Annotated in this window: 29 protein-coding genes, 3 tRNA genes and 1 other RNA gene; 15 read left to right on the top strand and 18 right to left on the bottom strand. The window is 45.4% G+C overall.

Annotated features, from left to right (window positions below):
* The first annotated feature begins 18 nt into the window (after positions 1–18).
* Entirely contained in the window at positions 19–1,044 is a 1,026-nt protein-coding gene (locus ACI49J_RS00590; RefSeq protein WP_012022082.1) for an mRNA surveillance protein pelota, read from the top strand.
* Here the strand turns inward: ACI49J_RS00590 and ACI49J_RS00585 are convergent.
* Genes ACI49J_RS00585 through ACI49J_RS00575 form a run of 3 tightly spaced genes read right to left on the bottom strand, consistent with a single transcriptional unit; the run spans position 1,012 to position 3,191 of the window.
* Positions 1,012–1,965 (bottom strand): radical SAM protein, encoded by a 954-nt coding sequence (locus ACI49J_RS00585; protein ID WP_240253876.1) that lies wholly within the window; start codon positions 1,963–1,965, stop codon positions 1,012–1,014. The two genes, ACI49J_RS00590 and ACI49J_RS00585, sit on opposite strands and share 33 nt — an antisense overlap.
* Positions 1,966–2,014: 49 nt before the next feature.
* Positions 2,015–2,545, bottom strand: a complete 531-nt coding sequence (locus ACI49J_RS00580) for a DUF1122 family protein (protein ID WP_240253594.1) — start codon at positions 2,543–2,545, stop codon at positions 2,015–2,017.
* Positions 2,520–3,191: a nucleotidyltransferase domain-containing protein gene (locus ACI49J_RS00575; RefSeq protein ID WP_240253593.1), complete on the bottom strand. Its 672-nt coding sequence runs from the start codon at positions 3,189–3,191 to the stop codon at positions 2,520–2,522. The genes ACI49J_RS00580 and ACI49J_RS00575 overlap by 26 nt, the downstream gene beginning before the upstream one ends.
* A 37-nt stretch (positions 3,192–3,228) precedes the next feature.
* Between ACI49J_RS00575 and ACI49J_RS00570 the strand changes: the two genes are divergently transcribed.
* Positions 3,229–4,293 (top strand): site-2 protease family protein, encoded by a 1,065-nt coding sequence (locus tag ACI49J_RS00570; protein WP_240253592.1) that lies wholly within the window; start codon positions 3,229–3,231, stop codon positions 4,291–4,293.
* Here the strand turns inward: ACI49J_RS00570 and lysS are convergent.
* The 8 genes from lysS to ACI49J_RS00530 form a co-directional block, all read right to left on the bottom strand.
* Positions 4,280–5,761, bottom strand: a complete 1,482-nt coding sequence (gene lysS, locus ACI49J_RS00565) for a lysine--tRNA ligase (protein ID WP_240253590.1) — start codon at positions 5,759–5,761, stop codon at positions 4,280–4,282. The genes ACI49J_RS00570 and lysS overlap by 14 nt on opposite strands.
* A gap of 48 nt (positions 5,762–5,809) precedes the next feature.
* Positions 5,810–6,114: signal recognition particle sRNA (gene ffs / locus ACI49J_RS00560), an RNA gene on the bottom strand.
* Between the two features lie 116 nt (positions 6,115–6,230).
* A tRNA-Trp gene (locus ACI49J_RS00555) sits at positions 6,231–6,362 on the bottom strand.
* Between the two features lie 72 nt (positions 6,363–6,434).
* Positions 6,435–7,547: an MFS transporter gene (locus tag ACI49J_RS00550; protein ID WP_240253588.1), complete on the bottom strand. Its 1,113-nt coding sequence runs from the start codon at positions 7,545–7,547 to the stop codon at positions 6,435–6,437.
* Positions 7,548–8,094: 547 nt separating this feature from the next.
* Positions 8,095–8,170 (bottom strand) — tRNA-Gly (locus tag ACI49J_RS00545).
* 168 nt (positions 8,171–8,338) lie between these two features.
* Positions 8,339–8,962 (bottom strand): protein-L-isoaspartate O-methyltransferase, encoded by a 624-nt coding sequence (locus ACI49J_RS00540; RefSeq protein WP_240253586.1) that lies wholly within the window; start codon positions 8,960–8,962, stop codon positions 8,339–8,341.
* The gene (locus tag ACI49J_RS00535; protein ID WP_240253584.1) at positions 8,922–10,670 is read right to left on the bottom strand and encodes an ATP-binding protein; all 1,749 of its coding nucleotides are present in this window, start codon (positions 10,668–10,670) and stop codon (positions 8,922–8,924) included. Before ACI49J_RS00535 ends, ACI49J_RS00540 begins: the two co-directional genes overlap by 41 nt.
* Positions 10,652–11,386, bottom strand: coding sequence for a DNA double-strand break repair nuclease NurA (locus ACI49J_RS00530; RefSeq protein WP_240253582.1), 735 nt, complete (start codon positions 11,384–11,386; stop codon positions 10,652–10,654). The genes ACI49J_RS00535 and ACI49J_RS00530 overlap by 19 nt, the downstream gene beginning before the upstream one ends.
* Between ACI49J_RS00530 and ACI49J_RS00525 the strand changes: the two genes are divergently transcribed.
* Entirely contained in the window at positions 11,352–12,266 is a 915-nt protein-coding gene (locus ACI49J_RS00525; RefSeq protein WP_012022092.1) for a thiamine-phosphate synthase family protein, read from the top strand. The genes ACI49J_RS00530 and ACI49J_RS00525 overlap by 35 nt on opposite strands.
* On the opposite strand, the gene ACI49J_RS00520 is transcribed toward ACI49J_RS00525, so the two are convergent.
* Positions 12,241–14,718, bottom strand: coding sequence for an MMPL family transporter (locus tag ACI49J_RS00520; RefSeq protein ID WP_240253581.1), 2,478 nt, complete (start codon positions 14,716–14,718; stop codon positions 12,241–12,243). The genes ACI49J_RS00525 and ACI49J_RS00520 overlap by 26 nt on opposite strands.
* 93 nt (positions 14,719–14,811) lie before the next feature.
* Between ACI49J_RS00520 and ACI49J_RS00515 the strand changes: the two genes are divergently transcribed.
* From ACI49J_RS00515 to ACI49J_RS00485, 7 genes are read left to right on the top strand one after another with little or no spacing between them, the layout of a single operon-like run.
* Positions 14,812–14,973 (top strand): hypothetical protein, encoded by a 162-nt coding sequence (locus ACI49J_RS00515; protein WP_187146785.1) that lies wholly within the window; start codon positions 14,812–14,814, stop codon positions 14,971–14,973.
* 17 nt (positions 14,974–14,990) lie between these two features.
* Positions 14,991–15,590 (top strand): hypothetical protein, encoded by a 600-nt coding sequence (locus ACI49J_RS00510; RefSeq protein ID WP_240253577.1) that lies wholly within the window; start codon positions 14,991–14,993, stop codon positions 15,588–15,590.
* Between the two features lie 22 nt (positions 15,591–15,612).
* Positions 15,613–16,224: a peptidase M50 gene (locus ACI49J_RS00505; protein WP_012022095.1), complete on the top strand. Its 612-nt coding sequence runs from the start codon at positions 15,613–15,615 to the stop codon at positions 16,222–16,224.
* 3 nt (positions 16,225–16,227) lie between these two features.
* Positions 16,228–16,779: a rhomboid family intramembrane serine protease gene (locus tag ACI49J_RS00500; protein WP_240253575.1), complete on the top strand. Its 552-nt coding sequence runs from the start codon at positions 16,228–16,230 to the stop codon at positions 16,777–16,779.
* Positions 16,780–16,784: 5 nt separating this feature from the next.
* Complete coding sequence (locus ACI49J_RS00495; RefSeq protein ID WP_012022097.1) at positions 16,785–16,946, top strand: hypothetical protein; 162 nt, start codon at positions 16,785–16,787, stop codon at positions 16,944–16,946.
* The gene (locus tag ACI49J_RS00490; RefSeq protein ID WP_012022098.1) at positions 16,943–17,488 is read left to right on the top strand and encodes an adenylate kinase family protein; all 546 of its coding nucleotides are present in this window, start codon (positions 16,943–16,945) and stop codon (positions 17,486–17,488) included. The genes ACI49J_RS00495 and ACI49J_RS00490 overlap by 4 nt, the downstream gene beginning before the upstream one ends.
* A gap of 26 nt (positions 17,489–17,514) precedes the next feature.
* Positions 17,515–18,423 (top strand): Mrp/NBP35 family ATP-binding protein, encoded by a 909-nt coding sequence (locus ACI49J_RS00485; protein WP_012022099.1) that lies wholly within the window; start codon positions 17,515–17,517, stop codon positions 18,421–18,423.
* Here ACI49J_RS00485 and ACI49J_RS00480 read toward each other — a convergent pair.
* The gene (locus ACI49J_RS00480) at positions 18,393–18,608 is read right to left on the bottom strand and encodes a hypothetical protein (RefSeq protein WP_012022100.1); all 216 of its coding nucleotides are present in this window, start codon (positions 18,606–18,608) and stop codon (positions 18,393–18,395) included. The two genes, ACI49J_RS00485 and ACI49J_RS00480, sit on opposite strands and share 31 nt — an antisense overlap.
* Before the next feature lie 193 nt (positions 18,609–18,801).
* Between ACI49J_RS00480 and ACI49J_RS00475 the strand changes: the two genes are divergently transcribed.
* Positions 18,802–19,149 carry a helix-turn-helix domain-containing protein gene (locus tag ACI49J_RS00475; protein WP_012022101.1) on the top strand — a complete coding sequence of 116 codons (348 nt, stop codon included), beginning with the start codon at positions 18,802–18,804 and terminating at the stop codon, positions 19,147–19,149.
* Here ACI49J_RS00475 and ACI49J_RS00470 read toward each other — a convergent pair.
* The gene (locus ACI49J_RS00470; RefSeq protein ID WP_240253573.1) at positions 19,130–19,699 is read right to left on the bottom strand and encodes a LysE family transporter; all 570 of its coding nucleotides are present in this window, start codon (positions 19,697–19,699) and stop codon (positions 19,130–19,132) included. The two genes, ACI49J_RS00475 and ACI49J_RS00470, sit on opposite strands and share 20 nt — an antisense overlap.
* Positions 19,700–19,820: 121 nt before the next feature.
* On the opposite strand from ACI49J_RS00470, the gene cbp1 reads away from it, so the two are divergent.
* Positions 19,821–20,240: a CRISPR DNA repeat-binding protein Cbp1 gene (cbp1, locus tag ACI49J_RS00465; RefSeq protein ID WP_409366431.1), complete on the top strand. Its 420-nt coding sequence runs from the start codon at positions 19,821–19,823 to the stop codon at positions 20,238–20,240.
* On the opposite strand, the gene ACI49J_RS00460 is transcribed toward cbp1, so the two are convergent.
* The gene (locus ACI49J_RS00460; RefSeq protein ID WP_012022104.1) at positions 20,241–21,386 is read right to left on the bottom strand and encodes a tryptophan--tRNA ligase; all 1,146 of its coding nucleotides are present in this window, start codon (positions 21,384–21,386) and stop codon (positions 20,241–20,243) included.
* 47 nt (positions 21,387–21,433) lie between these two features.
* Positions 21,434–22,069, bottom strand: a complete 636-nt coding sequence (gene cdvB1/B2 / locus ACI49J_RS00455; protein ID WP_012022105.1) for a cell division protein CdvB1/B2 — start codon at positions 22,067–22,069, stop codon at positions 21,434–21,436.
* 237 nt (positions 22,070–22,306) lie between these two features.
* Between cdvB1/B2 and ACI49J_RS00450 the strand changes: the two genes are divergently transcribed.
* Together ACI49J_RS00450 and alaXM are read left to right on the top strand one after the other, a co-directional pair.
* A complete protein-coding gene (locus tag ACI49J_RS00450) occupies positions 22,307–22,567 on the top strand; it encodes a hypothetical protein (RefSeq protein WP_012022106.1) in 261 nt (86 codons plus the stop codon).
* Between the two features lie 2 nt (positions 22,568–22,569).
* Positions 22,570–23,277 carry an alanyl-tRNA editing protein AlaXM gene (alaXM, locus tag ACI49J_RS00445; protein ID WP_240253568.1) on the top strand — a complete coding sequence of 236 codons (708 nt, stop codon included), beginning with the start codon at positions 22,570–22,572 and terminating at the stop codon, positions 23,275–23,277.
* 1 nt (position 23,278) lies between these two features.
* On the opposite strand, the gene ACI49J_RS00440 is transcribed toward alaXM, so the two are convergent.
* Positions 23,279–24,238: a histidinol-phosphate transaminase gene (locus ACI49J_RS00440; RefSeq protein ID WP_240253567.1), complete on the bottom strand. Its 960-nt coding sequence runs from the start codon at positions 24,236–24,238 to the stop codon at positions 23,279–23,281.
* A gap of 11 nt (positions 24,239–24,249) precedes the next feature.
* Complete coding sequence (locus tag ACI49J_RS00435) at positions 24,250–24,828, bottom strand: helix-turn-helix domain-containing protein (RefSeq protein WP_240253564.1); 579 nt, start codon at positions 24,826–24,828, stop codon at positions 24,250–24,252.
* Between the two features lie 202 nt (positions 24,829–25,030).
* On the opposite strand from ACI49J_RS00435, the gene ACI49J_RS00430 reads away from it, so the two are divergent.
* Positions 25,031–25,119: transfer RNA gene (locus ACI49J_RS00430), tRNA-Glu, on the top strand.
* The last annotated feature ends 102 nt before the right edge of the window (positions 25,120–25,221 follow it).

Here is a 25,221-nt window from a genome sequence, read left to right as displayed (position 1 = left end):
TACAGTGAACTTAACAGGATGAAGATATTAGAATATGACGAAAAGACAGGAGCTCTCAGGCTTCATGTGGAAAACGAGGACGATCTTTGGCTAATTCACCTTGTCTTAAGTAAGGGGGATATCGTCGTAGCCAGAACCACCAGAGACGTAAGCATGGGTAATGACAGTAGGCGTGTTCCCATGGTTGTGGAACTGGAGGTTGAGTTCTCAGAATTCCAGCCATTCACATCACGCCTAAGGATACATGGAATAGTTAGGGACGCCCCTGAGAGATATGGCATCAAAGGGTCCCATCATACAATAAATCTTGATATTGGAGACGAAATTGTGATTATAAAAAAGTGGACCAAGGGACTCATTGACCGGATAAGGAAACAGGCAGAGAAGAACAAAAGGGTTCTCATTGTGCTAACCGACCAGGATGAGCTCCTAGTTGCCTTACCCATGGAACAGGGAATAAGGATACTAACTGAAAGGAGTCTTCCCGGGGTGTCTGACGAGGATAAATCCCTTGAGAGCGTGGCACTGGAGGTGAGCAAGGAGGTGGAACAATACGTGAAACAGTACTCTCCTGATGCGGTAATTATAGCAGGCCCAGGGCCGTTCAAGGAAATAGTGAGAGATAAGCTGAAGATTAAGCCTAGAATCTACGTGGACAACGTGTCCTCTGCCTCGAGGGCAGGGCTAAACGAGATACTCAGGAGAGACATAATTGACGAGGTTATGCGAGACTATCAGATATCGGTTGCCTCGAGGGAACTCGAGAGAGGACTTTCCCTTCTAGCCCAGGGGTCCTCCCTTGTGGTCTATGGAAGGGATGAAGTTGAGAGGGCATCCCAGATCGGCGCCGTGGAAACTCTCCTGGTCACAGATGACCTGCTCACCCTGGAGGACGAGGAAACTAGAAGGAAGACTGAGGCCATAATGGAGGCTGTGGAAAGCAAGGGCGGGAAAGTTATGATAGTCCCCAAGGACTCACCGGTTTACCTTCAGCTCAAGAACTTGACTGGGCTACTGGCCATTCTTAGGTTTAGAATAAACTAGTTTCTCTGAGAGTCTTTGACCATATGGTAGTTCCTCCACAATCCATATCTCGTCAACCTTTTCCTTGGGAAGGACGTTAACTAGAGATGGACTGGTCACAAACATGTCTCCTATCTTTTCCCCGAAATCCGAAAGATCCGCGGATGACTTGACTATGGCCCGCAATGAGGTACCCTCTCCTGTGATGTCCTCGTAGGGTTTACCGCTAGCTCTCAAGGTTCTGATGAACCTAGTTCTAGTCTCTACGACATCCTTGTATACCGAACTACAGTAGTGGAGTGAGATGCTCGCTTCATGAAATGTCTCAAGCACCTTCATGGAGGTCTCGAAACTTCCAGACACGCCGGCCAACCCATGACCTATCCTGAAACCCTTGGAATTGAGGCTATGGAAATTTCTCTCGGTTAGCTCAAGTTCGTTGAGGTTAACGAACTTCACGCCCTTTTCCCTAGCCCAATTAATCAGCTTAGATAGCCTATCCTCCTCTCCGGGTATAACTGGCAGTTCCAGTCCCACATCTATCCCAACCTTGAGTGCCCTCTCCACTGCTGAAAGGTACTGGTCCTTTACAGGATGGAACCTTATTTCGTCAAGACCGGCCTTCGCCAGTTCCAAAAGTGCGTCAGTTGAGGCGTATCTACCAGTGGTGTAAAGGTGTATGTGATAAGATCTACCAAATTCGTCCTTGAGTAACGTAATTAATTCCACTACCCTGTCCAGGTGAAGTAGTGGATCTCCACCAGTTATCCCTGCACCAAGGGCATTCATCCTGTAGGACTCATAAATGAAGTCTTGTAACTCCTTTACCCTGTACTCATTGGCATACGCTGAATCCTTACCAAACCTTCCCTCGCTAACGGGACAGTAATAGCAGGAGTCTCCACACTCTCCAGAAATGAACACAACCATCTTACCGCCCATTCTACAGAGTTCGCATCCCCTGGGCAATTCCCTATTGTAAAGTCCTATCTCAGGATTTCCCTTGAGCAAGGAGTTCAACTAGAAGCCTATTACTCTCTGGGGTTTTAACTTCTGCTAGTAATTCACTGAGTTGCCTCCTTCTTGTTTCCTGGCTCAAGGTTTTGTTTGCCTGTATCTTCATTCCGCCTTCATTGCCTCCCTCAGGAAAGTACCAGTTCTTAAACCAGGTGAAGCCAGCAATTAACAACGATCTTCCCAGCTCGGTGTCGGCCACCGAGAACCCCCTCATGATGGCCTCGAAAGTCCTGGGATCCTTGTAGTACGTGACGAAAAATCTTCCATTATCTGGCAGAATATCAAAGAAGAACTTGAATAGCTCCGCCTCCAATCCCAGTTGCCTGGGCCACGGATCGTAATCCAGCTCAATCCACGGTGGGTAATATCCTCTGCCGGTGAAATAGTTACACTTGCCCAGTGGTTTCCCGTCGAGTAGAAGTTCAAAGGCCTTAAGTTCGGCTATATGCGTCTGGACTACGTTGACTGACTCGAGTCTCTTACCCCTTATAACTCCCTCTATCAATGGTCCTTCGAAAGAATTTGTTTTCCTTTAACAAATTCCTTACGGCCTCTTGGAAGCTCTCATCTTCCCTTAACTCATAGTTCAGGAAGGTTCCAGTTCTTCCCCTTTCCTTACGCCTGCTCAGAAGCCTTTCCCTCTGCAGTATGGTGTTCATAGAAACCTTTACTAGCTTCACAGCTAAATCTTCGTTACCCTTAAGGGGTAACTCCTCGTGACCCATTTCGTTGGGAATTATGATCTGCAGGTCCTTATTCACCCCTGGCACCCTCTCCCCCTTGATCAACTGCTCCTTGTCCACCAGACCCCCAAATCTATAGAAATCTTCCTCTACCCCACTCAATTTTCCCAGGGGGAATGAGATGACCTTTCTCTCCTCACGGTCCAGGGATATGTAGGCCTTTGGAGTGGATGAGGGAGTGGCCTGAACAATGAACTTGTGGTCAGCCTCTATGAGGTCCAGCCAGACTATGTTAGGTGCAAAGACAATAACGTCAACGTCGCTGGTTGCCTTCACGTCTCCTCTGGCAACGGAACCGTAAACAAAGCCTCTCATGGAGCCCTGCTCAAGTAGGTTTAACATGTCCAGGGCCCAGCCCCTAAGCGTCTTCAGGATCAGCCAGTGCTCTTCGTCATACACTATCTGCACAAGGTTTTTTTAAATGGGTTATAATTTAAATGAGTCGATGGCATCAAGTGCAGAGTTTTTCATTGGATTGCTAGCGTTCTGGGCAATAGTCCTGGGATTGCGAAATTATCTTAGTAAAAAGGGATTCAGCGTCTATCCGTTTCTTCTTCTATGGAGGAAGGGAACTAGGGATCAATGGTTTCCTGGACTGGCTAGATCTAGGTCATTTAAGGTGTTTGAGACCCTTTCCGTGGCTCTTGCCATAATCTCCATGATTGGTGGGCTATACTTGATCATGTCCTCCCTATCCTCGCTCTTCTTTCCTGCAAAGCCGTCAGCGGTGAAGCTTGAACCCATAATCCCAGGAGTCACGGTTGGAATAGACCAAGCTCCCTATATCCTGCTTAGTATAGGGATATCCGTGGTACTTCACGAGCTAATGCATGCTGTATCCTCGACTTCGAACAAGGTTCCAGTTAAGAGCGGAGGATTCATACTCCTCGCTTTCTTTCCTGGGGCCTTCGTGGAACCAGATGAAACCACCTTTCTAGAGTCCAGCCTAACTGCAAAACTCAAAATAATATCTGCTGGGATAGCGATAAACTTGATACTTGCTGGGATTTTCTTTCCATTGGCCATCTATCTTCCTCCCCTGTTATCCCATGGGATATATATTGAAGGTGTAATTCCCAACTCTGCTGCCTATAATGCCTCACTCCATGCAGGATACGTGATCCAGAGCGTCAACGGAATAGCCGTCTCTACCCCATCCCAGCTTAAGGCCGTTCTAGAAAGCAGTACTAGATACACCATAGGCCTGCTGACGCCCAATGGAACGGAGCTAGTAAACGTGACCTCACCAACCCATTTCCTAGGGGTCTACATTAGTTACTATTATCCTTGGTACGTTTATCCATTCGTGGCCTTCTTTCTCTGGATGTTCATAGTAAATTTCAGTTTAGCGTTGTTGAATGGAGCACCCCTAATCATAACTGATGGAGGAAAAATATTCACAGAACTCCTGAAAAGAATTCATGTAAGTGAGAGAGTGTCCATGGCCATACAGGGCTTCCTTGTCCTTCTCCTAATTCTCGCAATTTCCATGTCTTTTATTCCTCAATAAGCTTCGAGCTGACCATGGGGAATGGAATAACTTCCTTTATGCTCTGGTTATTAGTGAAAAGCATCACGAGCCTGTCAATACCAATCCCCAAGCCTCCTGTGGGTGGCATACCGTAACTTAAGGCGTTTATGAAATCCTTATCGTAGGGATGTGCCTCTTGGTCGCCACGTTTCATCATGTCCTGCTCTTCCCTGAACAGCTTGTCCTGTAAAATGGGATCGTTGAGCTCCGTGTAGGCATTGGCGAATTCCACTCCTGCAATGTAGAGCTCGAATCTCTCCACAAGTCCTGGCTTATTTCTGTGAGGCTTGCAAAGTGGGGTAGTCTCTATGGGATAGTCAGTCACGAAAGTAGGTTGAACTAGGCTAGGTGTGACGAGTTTATCAAATAACTTCTCGATCATAAGACCTCGGATATACAGTGAGCCCCTTGGAACCAGTCCGTTCTTCTGCATCAATTCCTTAAGCTGATCATCGGTCATCTCCTCCACGTTCTTCCCAAGGGCCTCTGACAGGGAATCGTACATGGAGACGCGCCTGAAGCTTTCCAGGTTGATCTCCACAGTTTTCTCCCCAACCTTGTAGGGTATCTTGGTGGAGTGAAGAACCCTATCAGCTAGTTGTTTGAATAACCTCTCTGTGAGATCCATGATATCGTTATAGTCAGCGTAGGCCCAGTATAGCTCCATGAGCGTGAACTCTGGGTTGTGAGTGACATCTATATCCTCGTTCCTGAATACCTTTCCGATCTCAAAGACCTTATTGAAGCCTCCCACAATGAACCTCTTCAGATAAAGTTCCAAGGAGATTCTGAGGTACCAGTCCTCATTAAGGTAGTTAACGTGAGATTTGAAAGGTCTAGCCAGGGCACCTCCATACACAGGTTGGAGAATTGGAGTCTCCACCTCAATAAAACCCTCCTCTCCAAGTATGTTCCTTATTTCCCTGATGATCTTGAACCTGGTTTCCATAAACCTTCTCGCATTGTCGTTATATAGGAAATCAACGTATCTATGGGAATACCTAAACTCCGGGCTCATCGTAGACCAATCAGGGGGCTCTATCAAGGATTTGGCAAGCATGGCAAAATCCTTAACCAGTAGTGTTAGCTCTCCCTTTGCCGTGAAAAACAGATCCCCCTGAATGCCTATTATGTCTCCCCTATCCACGACCTTGAAGAAATACTCGTACTTGTCACCAAGCTCATTTACCCTCAGGTATAGCTGAAGTTTCTCCCCATCATCAAATATATCCACGAACGAGGCTTTCCCGTGCCTTCTGAGATTGGCCACCCTTCCAGCTGTCCTAACTCCTGTGAGGAAGGGATCCTTGGGCTTGTCCTGTCTCTGGTTCCCTATCTGTCTCAACTGAACTACCGTGTGAGTAATTGGATATTTCTGTGGGTAAGGGTTTACTCCGCGAGCTCTAAGTTCCTCTAAAACTTGAATTCTCCTCTCGTCCCATTTCATAGCCAACATCAATGGATAGCGTTTTATAAAGCTTAGCTGATCACAGGAAGGTCGGCTCCCGCATATGACCGCGCATTAATGGAGGAGCTTACCCAGAGTCTCCTCAGACCGGTGACCAGCAAGCGCCGACGTCCGGGTACGACTGCTCCCTTCCGGGCCTAGTCGGTTCTCCCGGCTAATACAGTTCTCCACCTCCCTCCGGAGGAGGAGACTGTATCCGTCAGCCCTGCTGGGCGATCCTCATCGTAAGCTCTGGACTCCCTCATTAATGGCACGGCCATATGCAGGTTACTGGTGCCCGCATTACGCCAAGCGGGTAAAGAGGCTGGCGAGACCTCCACCCTACCCGACCGACTAAATGTATTAAGGCTACAGTTTTTAATCTATCTCATTGAAGCCAGCAAAGAGTACATGGTTATCCTGACTTACTAGAACTAGCCTTGGTAAGGATAGAAACAAGAAATTTTAATGGGCCCACGGGGATTCGGACCCCGGACCACTGGGTCTCTCCATTCCAGATATATTTCATCCCCTTTCGGGTCGACAGACCCAATGCTGATATCTGGAGCCCAGCACTCTAACCTGGCTGAGCTATGGGCCCATTACCGATCACGTAAATTAAACTAAACCTAACGGGTAATTAAACTTGACTAAGTAGGGCCATGTTCCATCCCTACCTCTCTATTCTCAACAAGACCCTATATAGCACCGCTGACAGGAGTATTACGACCCCCGCTACTATCCACAGAACGTGATAACCCTGCTGAATCACCACAAGGGACGCGAGTAATGGAGCCACGATCCCGCTACTCTGCCAGAAAAAGTTGGCGAAGCCAGACACGCTACCCGCCCTTCCCTTATCTATCAATGAGACCGCGCTGGAATTGGCGGGAGTAATGACGAATCTCACGAATCCCATAAGGAATGAGATAATGAAGAGAGATACACTTGAAACTAGAAAGGACAGAAGGATGGTTAACACTCCGTAAAATCCCTCAAAGGTTGATAAGGTAGTTCTAACTCCCATCCTTCGTATTAAGTAACCTGCAATCACGGTAGAGGGTATTCCAGCCACGGCTAGAAAGGAATACGCAATACCAGCCTCGTATCCGTTAAGACCTACCTTCAAGAAGTATTTATAAGCGTAAAGGGTTATTATCCAGTATGAGAGAAAAAACAAAAAGCCAGCCATACTCACCGCAATAACGTTCCTGTCCTTTATTAGCTGAAACTTTCCTGAATTTCCTCCCCCTTCAACCCTCACCTTCAGGTAAAGTAACGCCACGATGACGCAGAGAAGGGAGATCATGTAGTATGAGTATCTCCATCCAATGTTTATGGAGAGGTAGGGTAAGGTTAAGCCTGCAAGAATAATGGAAAGTGGCCACGCCAGGCTGTAGTAGCCTATTGCCACAGGTAACTCTCGCCTGTCAAAGGATGATGCTAATATCTTTATGGTGACGGGGTATATCCATCCCGCGGAGAGCCCCATCAACAGGCTGGCCATGTATTCCTGAAGGATTGAAGTCGAGAAACCTGAGAGAAAGGAGGAGATCGCGAGACCTATAAGAGCCAAGATCACTACCTCCCTAGGTCTCCTGTCGGATATCATGCCCGATGGGATCTGAACAATTACGTAACCAAGAAAGAAAAGGGAAAATATTACACTATCCTGAATTTCGGTGGGTCTTAGAGTGGAATACACGGACACGATGCTCCACGCTATCCTCGCAAAGTATCCTAGGAAGAATGACGACGACGTTACGAAAATAAGAAACGGTCTCATAACGGCAGAATACTGAGATTGTGGTATTTGTTTCTTGCAGTGAGGAGAATCCACGAAAATCCGCGGATTAACGTTCTTTTAGATCATGGAGGCACGTTATTCATTGAACTATAAAAGGGGTTTCCCGATACTGACCGTGGCTAATACTATTTAAGCACCTGGGTCTAGCACGGTTGCGACTTTAATCGCGTAGAACCCTTCATCATTGGTGCCAGGTCACCTCTCTTCGCAACTTAGTCTGTCAGATGATGCGAACCAGTCAATTTCTTCGTAGCAACGTGTGGATCCATCTCAGTATTGCAGAGTACAACTTTCCTCGATTTCCAAGCAGAGCATGCTTAAGTTAAGATTTAGGACATGTTACCTGGTTTTTGAATTTAACAAATGTGTTTCTAGCTATAATGACATGCTATTTCGATTAGAGCTCGTTAAATTAATGTCGAAATACAAGTAGCGAATCTATAGAACACGACTCTACGGCCCTAATTTTCCAAGTTTTCAAGAATTGACATAGAGACCAAGTATCTTGTTCTAAATGGAGAACAGGTGCGACCGCCGGGATTTGAACCCGGGACCTCCTGCGTGGCAGGCAGGCGTCCTAATCCAGGCTAGACTACGGCCGCAAGTTATGAGTTGTTGACGTTTTTTAAAAACCTATCGGTACAAGAAAGCACCCTTTCTAGGAATATCATAAAAAGCTAGATGAACACATTAATAGATTAGTTGCTTCATACTCCCTAAATGATGATAACAGTAGGGCGGAATAGTGAAGAAGGTCTTGAGTCCTGATCTCAGTCGTAAAAACCGCATAATCCCTGAGCCTTCATGAAAATTACAGAATCCAGCTTCTCCACCCTGGGTGGGTCTGCCTTAAACACCCTAAACAGGTTCTGGGTCTTCTGGGTTCCTATTGGTGCGACCAGAACTCCTCCGTTCACGAGTTGCTGGTAAATTAGACATGGAAGGGTAGGTAAAGCAACCCAGATCACTGCCTTGTCGTAGGGAGAGTTGCCCGGAAATCCTAGAGTGCCATCCCCTATCTGAACCTTAATTCCCAGGTCTTGCAACCTCTCCTCTGCATACCTCGCGATCCAGGGATCTACCTCAATCGTGGTAACGTTCTCAGGTCCAACTATCTCGGCTATCAGTGCGGTGTAGTATCCGCATCCAGTTCCCACCTCAAGCACCTTATCTCCCCTCTTTAGGCCTAGATACTCCAACATCTTGATTCCAAGGGTTAGTGCCGTGGTGTTAACCTTATCAGTGATCGGTATGGGCTTGTCTGCAAACTCCGGATCGTAGGCAAACTTCGCTGAACTCTCGGGAAGAAACTTGGCCCTATCCACCTTCAGATAGGCATTCCTCAGAGACTCGTCACTTACCATTGACAGGATTAGCTGATCTATTCTCCTCAAGCGCCCTTCTCACCTCCTCTAGGTTGTTGGGTGCTGTAAAGAAAACTGGAACATCGTGCGGTAAAGACGCCTTGAAGCTCACAAGGAGCCATTGTCCAACCTCAAGATCAAGGGTTCTATCGAGGAGGGTATCGTTTATCCCGAAGGTTTCAGAGACCAACTGCCTATCGTAGGGCCTGGGTAAGACACTGATGAAGTAAGTGTGGAGTTGCTGAAGAACGTTCGTGTTCAGGTAAGCCAACCTCTGGGTGCTGATCAGGGCGTGAAGGTGATACTTCCTTCCATGTCTCAGCAATTTCTCCACAGCGTTACTGGACAGCTCGCTCTTGTCTCTCTGCCTAGTATCAAATGGAATGAACTCCTGAGCTTCGTCCAGAACAAAGAGAATTGGGGAAGTACTGAAGGACCTTTTCCTCCTTGACATAACCTCCTCGAGCAGAGACGCCACAACTTCCCTGGATTCCTCCAGATTCTGTAGCTCTAGGATGAAAAGTCTGGGAGAGGACTCATCTTTATCTAGAATGTCTATTGCTAGCTTCTCGACGTCGTACTCCTCACTTTCCTCGACCTCCGTGTTTATGTACGATCTCAAGGACGATATGAATGAGAAGAGCGATGAGTTCTCCTTCAGACCAGCGTTTCTACCCTCATTTTCCATTTCATCTAGTATTGAAAGGATTGACTCGTCTAGAGGGGCCTCCTTGGAAATTCTGTTCTGCCTCATGAAGGTGTCAAGCTTCCTGAGCATGAGGCTAAACAGGGGCTTCTGAGCGAAGGCCGTGTACTTATCATCTATCTGATCCTTCACCAGCTCCAGGAGGGTTTCGAAGGTTAAGCCCATTGAGCCCTCTGGAGGGATATAGAGGGTTCTTATCTTTCCCGACGTGAACAGTTCCTCAACTCTCCTCCTAATGTTCTCCCTGAACTTCTCTAACTCCTCTGGTATTACGTGGGTTCTCATAAACTTCCTGCTAGCATCTAAGGGATTGGGTGAGTACCTATCCGTGGTAAGGATCTCGGCCCTCTGGGCCAGAAGCTGGTCCAACAAAAGGATTGAATACTCCATGGAAACGTCGAAGATCACAACCTTGGCGTTTGTGTTATTGAGGATTCTCCTAATTATGGAGGCGGTGAGGTTAGACTTGCCCGACCCAGTAAAGGCGAAGACTCCCATGTGGTAAACCATAGCCTTCGAAAGATCCACGGTCAGGGGGATATCTTCCCCTATTACTTTCCCGATCTCCACTCCATTCCTTGCGCAAACGAACTCCCTGAATGACTCCCTGCTTAGAATCCTAACTGGAGAGCCTGGAAGAGGTGGAAGATATCCCTTTTTGAACCCTTCAGGGGTTGCGATGTATCCTATGGGATACGCAAACACATCTATCCACATCTCCGTGCTATTCCCGTCTTTCCAACTCTTGGAGACCTCCTCCATTACCTGATCCCTTATCTCCTTGGGTATCGATCCATCCATGTTTATCATTCCATAATGGACAGGAACGTAGTCAGCAACCTCAAGGATAAGGTAGGTATTACTCCTTATGGTCTCCACTGCGAGAAGGGCTCCTACGTTGAGGTTAAGGTCCTTGGAGTATGGCATCTCCACTACGAAATTCCTGAACGTTACGGAACTTCTTCCATCTGCCGTGGGCCTTGTGGTTACCCTGACCTCCCTGAGTCTTCCCACTATCGGTTCAAATTCCATGATCTCCTCCTTCCCTCCACTAAGCTCCTAAAAGTCCTATATCTGACTAGCTCCTTTGAGGTTAGAAAGTCAAGTGTCCTCTTTGCCCTATCCCTGTAGAACTTTGCCATCTTATCCGCAAGGAAGAGTGGATAGTTGTAGCCCAGAGCCTCGGGTATGGGCTCTCTGGACATCGCGTACAACAGGGAGAGGACATCCTCAGAGTTCCAGTCCACGTTTGTCTCGACGCGGAAAATCCAGCCGTGGTTAGCAAGTTTCACATATCCTTTTCTAATTGGACCATCTTGGGATATGATTAACCAGGGTGGGTTGGGTATATCCAGGTTATTTCTTTCCCTCTGATCAAAGTCCTTCACTATCCCTATCACAGATCTGGGTATACTCAGTCCCAGATCCATGTCCATGGTTATCTTCCTGTCCATTAGGATTAACCCGTTCAAGGAGTTGGCCTCCTCATACTCCATTGTTCGCATTAAGTCTTCCCCATTTCCATCAGAAACAATCTCCTTAACCCTGGAGCCAAGATATTCTAATCTAGATCCCCTGAGCCTAAAGAACACTGTTGCGACCACAACGTAGGTCTTTTCTCCCTCTTCAGTAAAGAAATCATGAAGACTTCCATCCACGGCTGAAATCTCCAGATCAAAAACGTAATTACTCCCCTCTCTCAATCTTACTACCGTGCTAGATACACCACTATCGCTAATCACGGACATACTACTACCTAACGTTAGGGGATTGGTAGCTAAAAGGCTTAGAGCTCAGGGTATGAGCCAGAACAGGATTGCTGTATTGGTGGGCGTAACACAACCGGCGATAAAGCAGTACCTGGACGAGGATGAAGATGATCTCCGCGGGAAGCTTGGTGAAGCGGGCCTCAGTAACGAGGAAATTGACTCCCTGGTATCTAACCTGGTTAGCCTGGTGTCCAGCGGGAGAAAAGAGGAGGCCTCTCTTTACTTCACCACGTTCGGATTAATGATGCTAAGTCAATTGAAACTGTGCAACTTTCACAGACGCGTGAACTCCTCGATTTCCTCGGACTGCAGAATCTGTCAGTCTCTCTACAAGGAGGATGAGGAGAGCCAATTACAGTTAGCCCTATCCCTTCTAAGGAACGAGAGTGTATCTAAACTGATTCCTGAGATCTTAAGCAATTTAGCTTACTCCAAGAGGGATGCGAGGGAAATACTTGACGTGCTAGCCATTCCAGGAAGGATAGCGGTGATAGGTGGAGTTCCAACCCCAGCATCTAGACCCACGTGGGGCGGTAGTAGGCACCTTGCCACCATACTCCTTGAAACTAGAAGGAAATGTGAAAGGTGGAGGTCAGTAATGAACATCAAATATGACGAGAAAGTGGAGGAGGCCATATTGAAATCTGGACTCAGGCTAGTTAAAGTTGGTCCCTCGGACAGAAGGGACGATCAATCCATTGCTAACATGGTGGCCTCTGTTATATCCTCCTGTCCTGATGTGGTCGTTCACCTTGGAGGAAACGGGGTTGAGCCGAACTGTTACATTTTCGGGGAGAATCCCTTAGAGGTATCCTCTAAGGTAAACAAGATAGCTAAGCTTTGTTGTGAGTCCTCCTAACGCCCGGCCACCAATTATACTTCCCAAGTATTGACATTACTGCAGGAACTATGAAGGGCCTAACTATAAACGTATCAAACAGGATGGAGAAGCCCACTGCAAACCCAATCTCCCGTAGGAATTGCATGTTCACGGCAGTGAGGGAGATGAATGCTCCAGTTAACACAAGGCCGGCTGCAGTAACTACTAGGCCAGTCTTCTCAACTCCCTTCCTTATTCTCTCATCCTCTGTTCCCTGCTCTTCCCTTATCCTAAGCACAATAAACATGTCATAGTCTATGCCTAGGCTGAAGAGTAGAGCGAACACGATGAGTGGAGAAAGCCAGTAAACACTTCCAAAGACCAGAAACATTACCGCAACCCCCACAAGTGAGCTGAAAAGAAGGGACAGTACCAGCCTAATGGGTAGCGCCACCGACCTTAGCAAGACGCCAAGGTACACCAGGATGAAAAGGATCGTGAGGGGCAGGGTTAGGGAGTAGTAAACGTGAACCGTGTTGGAGACGATATCTATCCTCTGCGCGTTGCTACCCCCCACCTGGAGACCCTTGGATATGAGCCAGTTGGTGAAGTTTATAGCTCCGTCACTGAACACCGGGTAGGGAACATAGAACTCCACGAGCGTGTATCCATGAGAGTAAAACTTGTTAGTTAAAGCCGTGGGTTCGCTGAAGGTGACCTTACCAAGGGATGCTGGACCGTAAACCAGTGCTCCCCTTGAGATTGCCTGAGCAGAAACGTTATAGATCAAGGAATAGGTCGAGTTTGGATTTCCCTTGATGATAGCGTAGTCCAGGCTGTAATTGAAGAATCTCGTCAACTCGTTTAGTCCCACTAGGGATTCTGAGGAGGAAGGTACAATCTCGTTCGCGTTTATGTTAGTGGTATGGGTTAGGAAGACCCCCATGGCTAGAACTGAAGCTATTACCATGAAAACTACCACCAGATACTTCCGTCTTATGGACAGATTGACCATGAACCTCAAATACCTGCTCCTCGAGTCAGAAGGATTTGGAATCTCCCTTCTGGGGAAGGAAAGGGCTCTGACACTGATTTCCCTTAGGGTCGTATAAGTAAATCCTATGGAGGGAAGGAGGGAAGAAACGGAACTTAGGACTAGGGCTATCCCTATATTCCTAAGCAGGGGAGACGGAGAAAGAAGGAATGAGGCGAAGGCTAGGGTAATGGAGAGTCCGCTAAAGAGTGCGCCCCTCCCCGCCGTCCTAAATGCGGTCGTTAAGGGATTCTTTGATCCTGCTCTCAATTCTTCAAAATACCTGTAGATAAAGAGGAGAGAATAGTCAATCGCTATTCCGAATACTATGGGGGGTATGACCAGACCTGAAATATAGTAAATTTGATAACCCAGCAACCTCAGTCCCAGGAGAGACGCGTATGCGACCTCTACGCCTATTAATGCACTACCCACCAGCAGGAGAATGGGAACGAGCGACCTAAGTAACAGAATGAGTAGGACACCAACTAAGGTCACCGTGACTACGTCAATTATCCTCAAGTTCTGCTCCGTATATAGTTCAGACTGGGCGTAGATTGGAAGATGCCCAGTGACAACTCCGTGAAGGTTCTCCATGAAGATATTGATACTGCTCAGACTCTCGTTCCTGGGAACTTGGACTATGAAGAGCCAGGAGTTGTTCCTGTGGAAATAGGACAAGGATACTCCAGGTTGTGGTACCTCCCTCTCCACAAGCTGAACGGCGTACTCGTGTGGATTCTCATAGGCTAATGGTGGTAAGTCCTCACCGGTGAGCAAGTGGATAAGGATGGAGTAATTGTTGAAGTTAAGAAGGAACTGCCTAACCAAGGTTTCATTTGTGTAATTGTTATAACCAAAGAAGATAACGTAAGGGTCCTTAAAGGTTAGGTAACCAGCTAGTCTCGACGCGTTTATCTGGGAAAGGTTTTGCAACGCCAGAAAGTAATAGGTCTTATACGTGGAGATAACGTTCGCCGGTGCATTCACGTTTTTCCCTAGAGGGACTCCATAAGTCACGTTTAACTGGCACATGAAATTGGATATATTGTCTAGAAGTGCGTTCCTGAGCTCCGTGAGATTTAAGTAAAGTTGATGTACCCGAAGTAGCTTTGCCTCAGTACTATTGATCAGAGGAGATACCTGTTGTAGGTACTGTTGTTGATACTGGGATATTATCTCGTAAGGAGTTACTATCCTTGCATCTTGAAGATAATGTAAGTTACTCTCCACCGAATCTAATGACTCATTGTAAGAGCCATTAACGATGACATATATCTCGCTATATGACGTCTGGGACAGGTTAAAGTAATCCTTAACTAGGTTCTCTGCGACAACACTTTGATAAGTGGAGGAAAGAAAGGGCGAATCGCTGTAAACGAAATAGTTTTGCACCTGAAGTACCACTGGAGCAAGTATTACCATCAGAACTATCCATGCGATGGCGAGATGTTTCATTAATGATCGTTAATTCAACTGCATAAAATGGTTTAGGAAATACCAGTTTTACGAATGTAACCCATTTATTCACTCAGACCTACTATTTACTCCATGCAGTCCCTTAAAGATGCGTTAGCCCTCCTGGAGCAGGTGGAAAAGATACTAAGCTCCTATAACCCTAGGGGTGAGGAGGATAGAAATCTCCTCAATTTACTCATAACTAAAAACATGAAAATTGAAGCAGAGGCCTATGCAAAATATATAAGGACTTAATCCCATTATTATTTTTCGTGGTATTTGAGGTTCAATTAAATGTAACAGACTGTCAGGGTAGAAGGGGAATAACCCGAGACGGTCATCTTTTCTGTATCTCAAGTTTCCTGGAGCAGGAGCTTCAGAGGTTAAAAATACCGCCTATCGTGTTAGCTGAGACGATTATTGACTTTCTTAAGGAGGGAACTGCAAGTTATACTTCGTATTGGGGCTCCGGAGAGGACGGAGGAATTACCAGGATCCTAGATTTGAGCGTAGTAACTCCTGATAGGACCAGAAGAGTATTCCTAGTTATCTCAAGATTTAATGGAATAAATGAGATTACTCTGCTGGAACCATTTTATTTTACCAACGTTATGGAGAAATTGATCTTGTATGGAAAGAACCTAGATAAGTACCAGGTCACTATGCCTTTCCTGTATAAATTCGTTATCTTCGAAGCTTTCCATACGTTCAACAAGGTAACCAATGTCAAATACCAGGGAATAATATCAGATGGTAAAGAAAAATACATGGTAGCCCTAGAGAAGCAGAAGGCCCTCCTTTGGAAAATCGAGGAGCCTAAAATGAAACTGGTAAATAGGGAAGATATTACGCTTATGCATTTAAACTACTGAGCTAATCCTGTGAAGAAGAGATTTGTCATGGCTTAGAGAGTGGGAATGGAGGTTCAGTAGGCTAAACGAGATTGAGTCATTCTTGTTAGCCATATTCTCCATAGCGGTAAAAGGGATATCATTGTATCTTCTATCTGGTTTCTTTGGGTTCGGCGTTATAGCTGCCCTAGTAGCGGCAACGATAGCTATTGTACCTCACGAGTTGGCACATAGACAATCCGCAAGAAGATATGGATGCTATTCCAGGTTTACCCTTAACTTCACTGGGTTTCTCTTCACCACGATTATCAACTTGCTACCATTCTTTGGCCTAGTATTCTTTTCTGGATATACCCTTATTTCCTGCAGATTTTTCTCCGCAGATAAGAGAATCGAGGGAATAACCGCAGCTGCAGGACCTGCAACTAACATTGCAATATCAGTGCTTTTCCTACTTGGGGCCATTGCAGTATCAAACCCACTATTAGCCTTCTTCCTTCAGGTGATTTCGGGATTTAATGCCGTTGTAGCGTTCTTCAATTTACTTCCCTTCTGGATACTGGACGGCCTAAAGGTATTTAGGTGGAACATCGGAGTATGGATAGTACTTATTGCACTGTCTCTAGTATTAATGTATTTTACAGGGGAGATCTAGATATTGATAAAACCAACCATAGTCCTGATGGCGCTAATTCTCGTGGGATTTCTTGTGGGGATTATCACATATAGTGTTAGCCCGTATCTTTTTTCGTTCCTAATTCAGGTGAACTACCTAGTGTTAAGGGGAGATTACCTCTCTCTGATAACCTCAATCTTTGTAACCAATAGTTTCACTGACTTTATTTTCAATTTTTTCTCTATGGGTGTAATATACTACCTCTTTGGATCTAAGGCGGGGAAGCTTGAATACGTGGTCTTCCTGGTCTCTGGACTGATGGGAAATATACTAACTCTCATTTTCTTTCCTCCTTACGTGGCCTCGGCTGGGGCCTCAGGAGGTATATTCGGTGTACTAGCGTATTATATTTTGGATGACATGCTAGAGTTCAATAGGTTTGACTGGAACGGTCTAGCTTTGCTTATAATCGTTTTTGTTCTCAGTGATATAATACCAGGCGTTAACTACGTAGCTCATATTGGAGGTATAGTAGGTGGGGTAATTCTAGCTGTCGGGAGAAAGAAGCTTTTAGGAGATACACAAGGAAAATGAAATATATGAACTTGCTTGAACTAATTCTATTTGCCATAGGCCTAGCCATGTTTCCATATGGAATGTACGAAGTTGTGAAGGGTGACGGAACTACAAAGACAAAGCTTACTCTCATCGTCACTTCACTAACGTTATTTATTGTCGAAAGCATCCTTGTATTCAGATGATCATTGTAATTACTGGAACGCCTGGAGTAGGCAAGACCACCGTGAGTCTCCTCTTATCACAACGCCTAGGACTAGAGTATCTACATGTATCTACCTTTGTAATTGAGAGGAAATTATACAGAAGTTACGATGAACTGAGATCGTCATTTGAGATAGATGATGAGGAAGTCGCCAAGGAGCTTAATCGATATCTAAGTGAAAGGAAAAACGTGGTTTTGGAGACGGTGTATCCCTCGCTAGTGGATAACGCCGATAAGGTAGTTGTGTTGAGAAAACATCCTAAGGTGCTTTATGACGAACTGAAAAAGCGCGGGTGGAATGACATTAAGGTTATAGAGAATGTCGAGGCAGAGATCATAGGTTACGTGGCACAAGAGGCCAATGAATGGTTTAAGGAGACTTGCGAGATAGATGTAACGAACCTCTCTCCTGAGGAAGTAGTTAATAGAATCCTTGGGAATATTTGCGACAAACCCGTAGACTGGTTAGATCTTCCAGATGTCCAAGATCTGCTCCTAGCTTTAGATAAGATTATTAGTTGACCATGAAGATATGTTAATTGAGAAAAATGAGCTCCAATCCGTTTAGACTGCAATCACCACAACCTACGAAGCAACCTAGGGATCTTAGAAAGGCGCCTGCACCTCAAGTTCAGGGCGCTGACCTTAAGATTCAATCCAGAATGAAGAACGTGAAGTATAAGATCGCAATTCTCAGTGGAAAGGGAGGAGTGGGCAAATCTTTCGTGTCATCTAACTTGGCCATGGCCCTTGCTGCTGCTGGAAAGAGCGTGGGAATCATTGACGTTGATTTTCATGGTCCATCCGTTCCTAAGATGCTTGGAGTTAGGGGACAAATGCTTACAGCAGACGATAACGGAATAAATCCTGTTAACGGTCCCTTTGGTATAAAGGTAGTTTCCATTGACTTCCTACTTCCTAGAGATGATACTCCTGTTATATGGAGAGGGTCCATAAAGCACTCTGCAATTAGGCAGTTTCTTGGAGATGTGAACTGGGGTCAGCTAGACTACCTGATTATAGATATGCCTCCAGGGACCGGGGATGAAGCCCTCTCGGTTGCTCAGCTAGTCCCCAATATAACCGGCTTCATCATTGTCACTATTCCCTCAGAGGTATCCACTCTGGCCGTCAGAAGATCAATAAACTTCACCAAGACGGTGAATACTAAGATACTTGGGGTTGTGGAAAACATGAGCTACTTTGTGTGTCCGTCTGAGGGTAAGAACTATTACATCTTTGGACAGGACAAGGGGAAGAAGATGGCTGAGGAATTGGGAGTTCCTCTCCTAGGACAGGTCCCACTAGATCCCAGAATCGCAGAGTCGAACGACCTTGGAGAACCGTTCTTCTTGAAATACTTGGATTCACCGGCCTCTAAGGAGTTCCTAAAAATTGCCGATAAAGTAATAGAAATGGTTGAAAATCAAAAATTGTCTGACCTTAATCTGAAATAAAACTTCCTTCTGTCATAGTCGGGATATTTTTCTATTTTCCCTTCTCTCACCATGGTAGCCAATGTCTCCCTAAGTTCCAACGGAGTAAAGCGAACACCTTTCTCCATTAGTTTGTCTCGTATTTCCTCTGATATCATTGGCCTTTCTCTCAGTAGAGATATTATCTCTTGTTCCAAGTTTTCCATGAGTACAAAGAACTCTCCTGATTTAAAAAAGTGGAGAACGAAACAACCTACACATAGTCCGCCCTATAGCACTCTTTTTCAATACCTTGATTTATTATAACAAAGATAGTATTACCATTTACCTACAAAGGTTGCCTAATCACAATAAAACTTTAAAAACAATAAAAACTAAATGTTAAACGGTGCAATTTAATTGATAACTGAGCTCGCAGAAAGAAATATCCTCCTTAAGAGGTTCTTAATGGTAGGCTACGGGCTCTCAGAGGCTGATGTGGAGGCATTCATCAGGATAATTAAGGGTTCTGAGGGTAGAGATGTGGATTATATTGCTTCGGAACTGGGAATCAGTAAGAGCAGAGCCAGTTTAATACTTAAGAGATTATCAGACGCTGGGTTGGTTACCAAGCAGAAAAGCACTGGTTCAAAGGGAGGTAGACCCAAATATGTGTACCGGGTGGACAGGAACGAGGTGATAGAAAAAATGAAGATAAGAGCCTCAGAGCTTTGCTCCGACCTATCATCTATAATATCTGGGTTATGAGAAGAGCTCCTTGAACTAGAATATAGATTCCAAATCCAAGTAATATAACAAATGAAGCTATTTTTATAGCCCTTGCCATCCTTTTCCCAAACTTATTTACTAGAAATGGAAATAAGGTGATCCATATTACTATCCCGCCAAAGAAACCTGGTATTACTAGGATCCCAAATTCCTGGACCATGAATAGACCACTAGTCAGCCACCAGGTTATCTGAAAGGGGTTGGTTAGACCCATGGTTAGCCCCGTCAAGTAATTGGCCCTAGTGGTTCTATTAGACAAGGTAGATTTCATCACTCCGAAGGCTAACCATATCATCAAGGCTCCCCCAATCAAGTAGAAAATATACCTTACATCTCTCGGCAAAAAGTCTCCAAATACGAGAGTTAAAATGAAGAAGACTAGGTCAGCTGTCATGGCCCCAAGGCCCACGCTAACCCCATGTAACTTTGACCTTAGAGACTCTGAGGCTATCATGGAGTTCACTGGACCTGGGGGAGCAGCTAGCGACAGCCCCAGCGCTAAGCCGAAGATCACAAGTAAGGCGTTCACGTAAGCTGATTACATTATGTGCTTTAAATAGGTTAATCAGGCTCCCTTGTGAAGGGTTTATAGGCAGAATAAAAAAGATTTTGGGGAAAAATATAAAAAGAGTGGAAGAGAGGTTTTCATTATGCAAGAGGATATTACTGAAAAAGCAAAGAAAATGTATGAGAGCGGGAGATCCATAAGGGAGATAGCCAAGGAGCTTAGCCTAAGTTACTCCAGAGCCAGAAGAATACTTAAGGATAGTGGGGTTCAATTTCGAGGTAAGACACCACCTGAACTGATTCAGCAGATGATCGAGTACGGAAAGCAAGGGTATAGTGCAAACAAGATCAGCAAGCTTCTCAAGATGAACTCCAACACTGTTCTCAGAATACTAAAGAAGCATAATCTAGTTAAGACCAAAAGAAAGCTGACACAGGACAAGATTCAACGTATCATGGAAATGTATAAGAATGGTTCGTCCATTTACAAGATAGCAAAGGAACTTGATATCTCTACTAACTTGGTAGTATACTACCTGAAAAAGTTACAGTTAAAAAGCTGATTATTCGTGAATTTTCTCCCACATCTGAACTGCTAGCTTGCCCTCATACTTGAAATCCTTAACCATTTCCTTGGCCTTCTCCCTTCTTTCGCGGTGCTTCTCTAGGAAGTTGTTGAGTTTCTCAACTAGGATTTGCTTTATCTCGCCCGTAAGCATCTTCCCTGATTTGTACTCCTCCCCAATTTTACGTATTCTTTCATCGTCCTCCTCAAAGAAGTAATAGAGCCACTGATAGGGAACGTCTATATCCAAGTTGGCACCAAGTTTTCTCTGAAGCTCAATTGTGGGCTGCCCCCCAGAGAAAGCGTACTTCATGATCTTTCTCTCCACAGTCTTTGGATCATCTGAAAGATATATTGCGGATTCGGGAATCGAGGAGCTCATCTTTCCTTCAGGACCTGTTAATGGGGGTAGAAATTTGCTGTGTATTTGTGCCGCCTTATAATATCCTAGGCTCTCTGCAATGTCCCTCTGCAACCTCCAATACGGGTCCTGGTCTATTCCTGCTGGTATGAGACATCTCCTTTTCTCAAACATTGTTGGTACTATCTGAAGGGACGGATAGAAGATGATTCCTATATTTGAGGATACGTCCAACCCAAAGGTAGCCTTCACTTCCGAGAAAGTTAGCTTCTTCGCAATCTTAATGGCTAGAGGATACATGTTTCTGATATACTCGGTGTCCTGGAAGATGAAGGTCTTGTCGGGATCGAAACCGGCAGCTATAATGTCAAGAATATTGTCTAAGGCCCATTGCCTAGTTTGATCCAAGGTGTAATCCAGGTTTCTCATGAACTTTTCGTCGTCTGTAATCTCTATGTAGACGTTAACCCCAAATTTCTGCTGGAGCCATGCAGTGAAAATGAACGGAATCATGTGACCTATGTGCATACCTAGTGATGGAGCCCTACCCGTGTATAGGAAGAAACCCTTACCTGCCTTCCAATCCTTAAGGACAAGGTCAAGGTCCCTATGGGAGAAAAAGATTTCCCTCCTAAGCATGGGGTGCATTTCCCCAACTATTGAACGTATCTCCTGTCTTAACTCCTCGGTTATCTTCTGAGTTCCAAACTGGATAATCAACCTATCATAGTCAACCTTACCCTTAACTTCCCAAGGGGTAACAGAGTAGTTTCCTTCGGCCACAAGAAGAAGTAAAACTTAGGAAAATAAAATATCTTGGGCCCTAGGGCTTATGCCCTTTGGGCCAGCGCATTCACGGGAAGGTCTGGGAACTTCTCTTTCATTCTCTGTTCCGCTATTGCGGATGCCTCTTCCAAGATCTTCCTGGCCTCTGGAGTAGCTGCGGATGCGTAGGAGTATCCTCCTGCGAAGTCACCTGCCTCTATTACCACCGTCTGCAAGTCCTCGGATAGCGAGGAGAGCTCCAAAGATATCTCTGGCATAACTCCCTTCAGCACGGACTTTAGCTCATTAACTACACCTACCACGGGTATAAGATTTACAAATACCTCACTGATCTCGCTTACTGTCTCGAGCCTAAGCTGAACCTGCTCTAGAGCTATTTGCGTCATTATAAGTTGCTTGCTCATTTTTCTAATCTCGGCTACCTCGTTTGCGTACATTGCAGCCCTGCTTGTATCCTTCGCCATTTGGGCACTTACTACCCTCTCAAAGAGTGTCCTGTCCCTCTCCTGTAGCCTCGCTATATGAACGTCCAATCTATTTATCATTGATCCAAGCTTGTATCTAGCCTGGACAATCCTGTATTTCAGGGGTTCCTTGCTCTTGAAAGCACCCTTGAATCCTTCCCATGCACTCTTATCATCAGATCCAGCCCAATACTTTTGGAAATCTTTTCCAAGCATCTTGATATGTATATTGGACCTGCTACGGTTAAAAGAGAGAGGAGACAGTAATATGGAATTAACAGAAAGGAATTGGTAAATTGAAAATCATCAATTTGCTTTTAATATATGCAAGCGCGACCGTCCGCACCCTTGAATCTGAGGGCTTAAGTTCGTTGCCTTTTGTGTCTATCCCTAGGGTTCACCAGGATCCAATGTTTATAACTTACGGTAACGCTAATAATAACGTGATATTTCTTGCCCTCCGTTCAGATTGACGACGCGGACGTGGATATCCTCACGATGGAAAATAGGGTAAATGTTTACATCGATCTCAGAGGAATGGAGACGAGAGAATCGAGCATCGCAATCCGAGCAGATATCTCAACAGTTTACGTCTATGATATGGATTCTAGAAACGTAATAAAGATAGTTAGATTACCAGTCCAAATTAAGACCTCTCCTGTCTCCTATTACCTGAGAAACGGGGTACTTGGTATAACCCTTGAGAGGTTATAGACATGGTTACTGAGGAGTTATATGCAAAGGATTCATATATAAAGAATTTTTCAGCAAAAATAACCAAGATAGTACCATCAGGTGTTATTCTGGACCGAACGGCCTTTCATCCCAGAGGTGGGGGACTAGAGTCTGACACGGGCGCACTCATTCTAGGGGGGAACATATACAGGGTAACGGAGGTCAAGTTTGAGGGAAATGAAATCGTTCATGTCCTTGAAAAGTTAGATGGTTTAAGAGAAGGAGACGAGGTTGAGGGCAGGATAGACTGGGAGCGAAGGTACAGGATGATGAGACTTCATACCGCGTCGCATATCATAGCATCAATTGCGTTTTCTAAGTACAACGCCCTTATCACTGGGGGGAATATTACCCCTGAGTACGCCAAGGACGATTTCAATGTGGAGAACAAGGATTTACTTCCAAAAATAGTGGAGGAGGCAAATGAAATAGCAAAGAGGGGGATTAAGGTAAAGGTATACTTCTTACCTAGGGAGGAGGCTATGAAGATACCGGGTGTAGTTAAGCTAGCAGAGAAGATGCCACCTGAACTGGAAACCTGGAGAATTGTGGAGATTGAGGGAATAGACATACAGGCCGACGGTGGACCTCACGTAAGCAACACGGAGGAAATAGGGAATATAGAGGTTATCAAGGTCGAGAACCGTGGTAAGGGAAAGAAAAGGCTCTACTACACCGTAAAACCATAGGTCATGATGTGTAGCTGAGATTCTCGATGATTTCCTGGATGGTTGAGAGTAGATCTGAGTAACCAGGTCTTAGGGAAAATCTAACATGGTTTTGCCTCAAACCCACGAAGTTTGAGCAATCCCTCACGTAATATCCTCGCCTTAGTAATTCCTTGTTTAGTAACTCTGCGGTGACCGTGGCCTCGGCCAGAACGTAAGGTGCATGGGATCTATATATTTTCAATCCATGGCCTTGAATTCTCTCAACCTCCTCTAAACTTCTTCTCACCTCTTCACGGGATCTAACTAGGAAACTTCTCGCCTCTTTGAGATCCATGTTGGAGAATACATAGTACGCGATTGCATTAATCCTCCAGGGAGGGGCTCGACGCTCCAGGAGACTACTCTTACTTCCTATGGTGAAGCCTATCCTTAATCCAGGAACTGAGAAGGCCTTTGTGAAGGAGGATATTAGGAGTAAATTGGGGAATTCCTTCACCAAGTCAACGAAGGAATCCACGGGACTTATGTCAGCGAAAGACTGGTCAATCACCAGGGTCTTACCCTCCTGTAGGAATGAGACCACCTCTTCTCTGGGGAGTGAGGCACCAGTTGGATTATTGGGATGACTGGTAAGTACCTTTTGTCCCTGAAGGGTGAACCTGAACTCGTCGTCCTCGTGAGCCAGGTAAACTGATCCCCTGGGATATTCTTGGTAGTTGGGTTCTGGTACGAAGAAGTCGTGATCGAGAAGAGAGATGGCCTCGCTAGCTCCATTGAATACGCCTATCATTTCCTCGTCTACGTCATAAAGGTCTGAAATGACCCTTTTCAGTTGCCTATATTCGTCTGGGTAGAAGGAGTAAACCCTGTTCCTCACTGCATCCTCAACCAATTCCTCAAGGAACCTAGGAACACCTAGCGGATTGAGGTTGACACTGAAGTCCCTGATTGACGATGGTCTCCCTTTTTCCCATTTCAAACCTCCATGCATCACAATCCCTTTTCGTCGAAATAGTTCACTATCACGTTCTTTTCAGCTCTCCTGATGATCTCAGATAGCGAGGATACGCTTAACTCCAGCTTCTCTGCCAGAGCCCTTATGGTGATCTTCCTTGGAAACTCGTAATAACCGGCCTCAAGCGCTATCCTAAGTATTTGTTCTTGCCTGGCCGTGAGAATATCCTCAGTCTTATACTTAGTGACCTTTATCACCTTTACGTTGATGCCATGCTCATGAAGCTCCCGCAACAGCTTTTTCAGCTCCTGGTACCCGCTTAAGATAACAGTCCAAACAGTTGAGTTTCCGTTGATCATACCATTAACGATGATGTACTTTGACAGTATCTCCTCGACTACTCCTCTTACCTTAACCGTCCCGAGGTATTTCAGTTTAGAGACCTTACTGAAGTTTCCCTGTATTTTACCTAAATCATCTACGCCCTTCACCTCAACGAGGAGCCTCTGAAGCTCTCCCTCCTGCTTTATATCGAGAATGGTAAGGGTCCCTTTTCCCAGGTTAAGGTCTAAGGGAGGTGCTGTAGGACTGATTAAAGTGACCCTAAGAATCACGAGTATACACGGATTTCATGGTTATTTAGATTTGCTTTATGATTCATGTGAAATTGTGAAGTTCCGACAGCTAGGAGGTTAGTAAGCCTCTAGGAAATAGTAGTGGATAGAACTAGATCTAATCCCTCTCATGAACATTTAAAAAACTATAACTTAAGGAGATCGAGATAAGTTTTATATATCTTGTTGTATTATTTTCATTGCCGCGGTAGTATAGCCCGGCCATGCTCTGCGCCGAGAGTATGCGGGCCTTTCGAGCCCGTGACCCGGGTTCAAATCCCGGCCGCGGCATTGATTTTATTTCTGGACCTATAAGACTTACAACCTCTTACGAAATTCAGAGTTTGGAATAAAGTTCATAGGTTAGACGGACTTCTCGCTATTAGGCCTTTA

The organism is Metallosphaera sp. D4-4 (assembly GCF_046245145.1).
Lineage (GTDB): Archaea > Thermoproteota > Thermoprotei_A > Sulfolobales > Sulfolobaceae > Metallosphaera > Metallosphaera sedula.
Note: the sequence above shows the minus strand (reverse complement) of the source record. Positions and strands in the feature narration are given on the sequence as shown.

Excerpts from the sequence above, each read along its gene's own strand:
- lysS (WP_240253590.1), bottom strand. The coding sequence starts at position 5,761 with ATGAAATGGGACGAGAGGAGAATTCAAGTTTTAGAGGAACTTAGAGCT.
- ACI49J_RS00550 (WP_240253588.1), bottom strand. The coding sequence starts at position 7,547 with ATGAGACCGTTTCTTATTTTCGTAACGTCGTCGTCATTCTTCCTAGGA.
- alaXM (WP_240253568.1), top strand. The coding sequence starts at position 22,570 with ATGGTTACTGAGGAGTTATATGCAAAGGATTCATATATAAAGAATTTT.
- ACI49J_RS00590 (WP_012022082.1), top strand. The coding sequence starts at position 19 with ATGAAGATATTAGAATATGACGAAAAGACAGGAGCTCTCAGGCTTCAT.
- ACI49J_RS00515 (WP_187146785.1), top strand. The coding sequence starts at position 14,812 with ATGCAGTCCCTTAAAGATGCGTTAGCCCTCCTGGAGCAGGTGGAAAAG.
- cdvB1/B2 (WP_012022105.1), bottom strand. The coding sequence starts at position 22,069 with ATGCTTGGAAAAGATTTCCAAAAGTATTGGGCTGGATCTGATGATAAG.
- ACI49J_RS00490 (WP_012022098.1), top strand. The coding sequence starts at position 16,943 with ATGATCATTGTAATTACTGGAACGCCTGGAGTAGGCAAGACCACCGTG.
- ACI49J_RS00485 (WP_012022099.1), top strand. The coding sequence starts at position 17,515 with ATGAGCTCCAATCCGTTTAGACTGCAATCACCACAACCTACGAAGCAA.
- ACI49J_RS00495 (WP_012022097.1), top strand. The coding sequence starts at position 16,785 with ATGAACTTGCTTGAACTAATTCTATTTGCCATAGGCCTAGCCATGTTT.
- ACI49J_RS00535 (WP_240253584.1), bottom strand. The coding sequence starts at position 10,670 with ATGGAATTTGAACCGATAGTGGGAAGACTCAGGGAGGTCAGGGTAACC.
- ACI49J_RS00520 (WP_240253581.1), bottom strand. The coding sequence starts at position 14,718 with ATGAAACATCTCGCCATCGCATGGATAGTTCTGATGGTAATACTTGCT.
- ACI49J_RS00530 (WP_240253582.1), bottom strand. The coding sequence starts at position 11,386 with ATGTCCGTGATTAGCGATAGTGGTGTATCTAGCACGGTAGTAAGATTG.
- ACI49J_RS00585 (WP_240253876.1), bottom strand. The coding sequence starts at position 1,965 with ATGGGCGGTAAGATGGTTGTGTTCATTTCTGGAGAGTGTGGAGACTCC.
- ACI49J_RS00570 (WP_240253592.1), top strand. The coding sequence starts at position 3,229 with ATGGCATCAAGTGCAGAGTTTTTCATTGGATTGCTAGCGTTCTGGGCA.
- cbp1 (WP_409366431.1), top strand. The coding sequence starts at position 19,821 with ATGCAAGAGGATATTACTGAAAAAGCAAAGAAAATGTATGAGAGCGGG.
- ACI49J_RS00480 (WP_012022100.1), bottom strand. The coding sequence starts at position 18,608 with ATGGAAAACTTGGAACAAGAGATAATATCTCTACTGAGAGAAAGGCCA.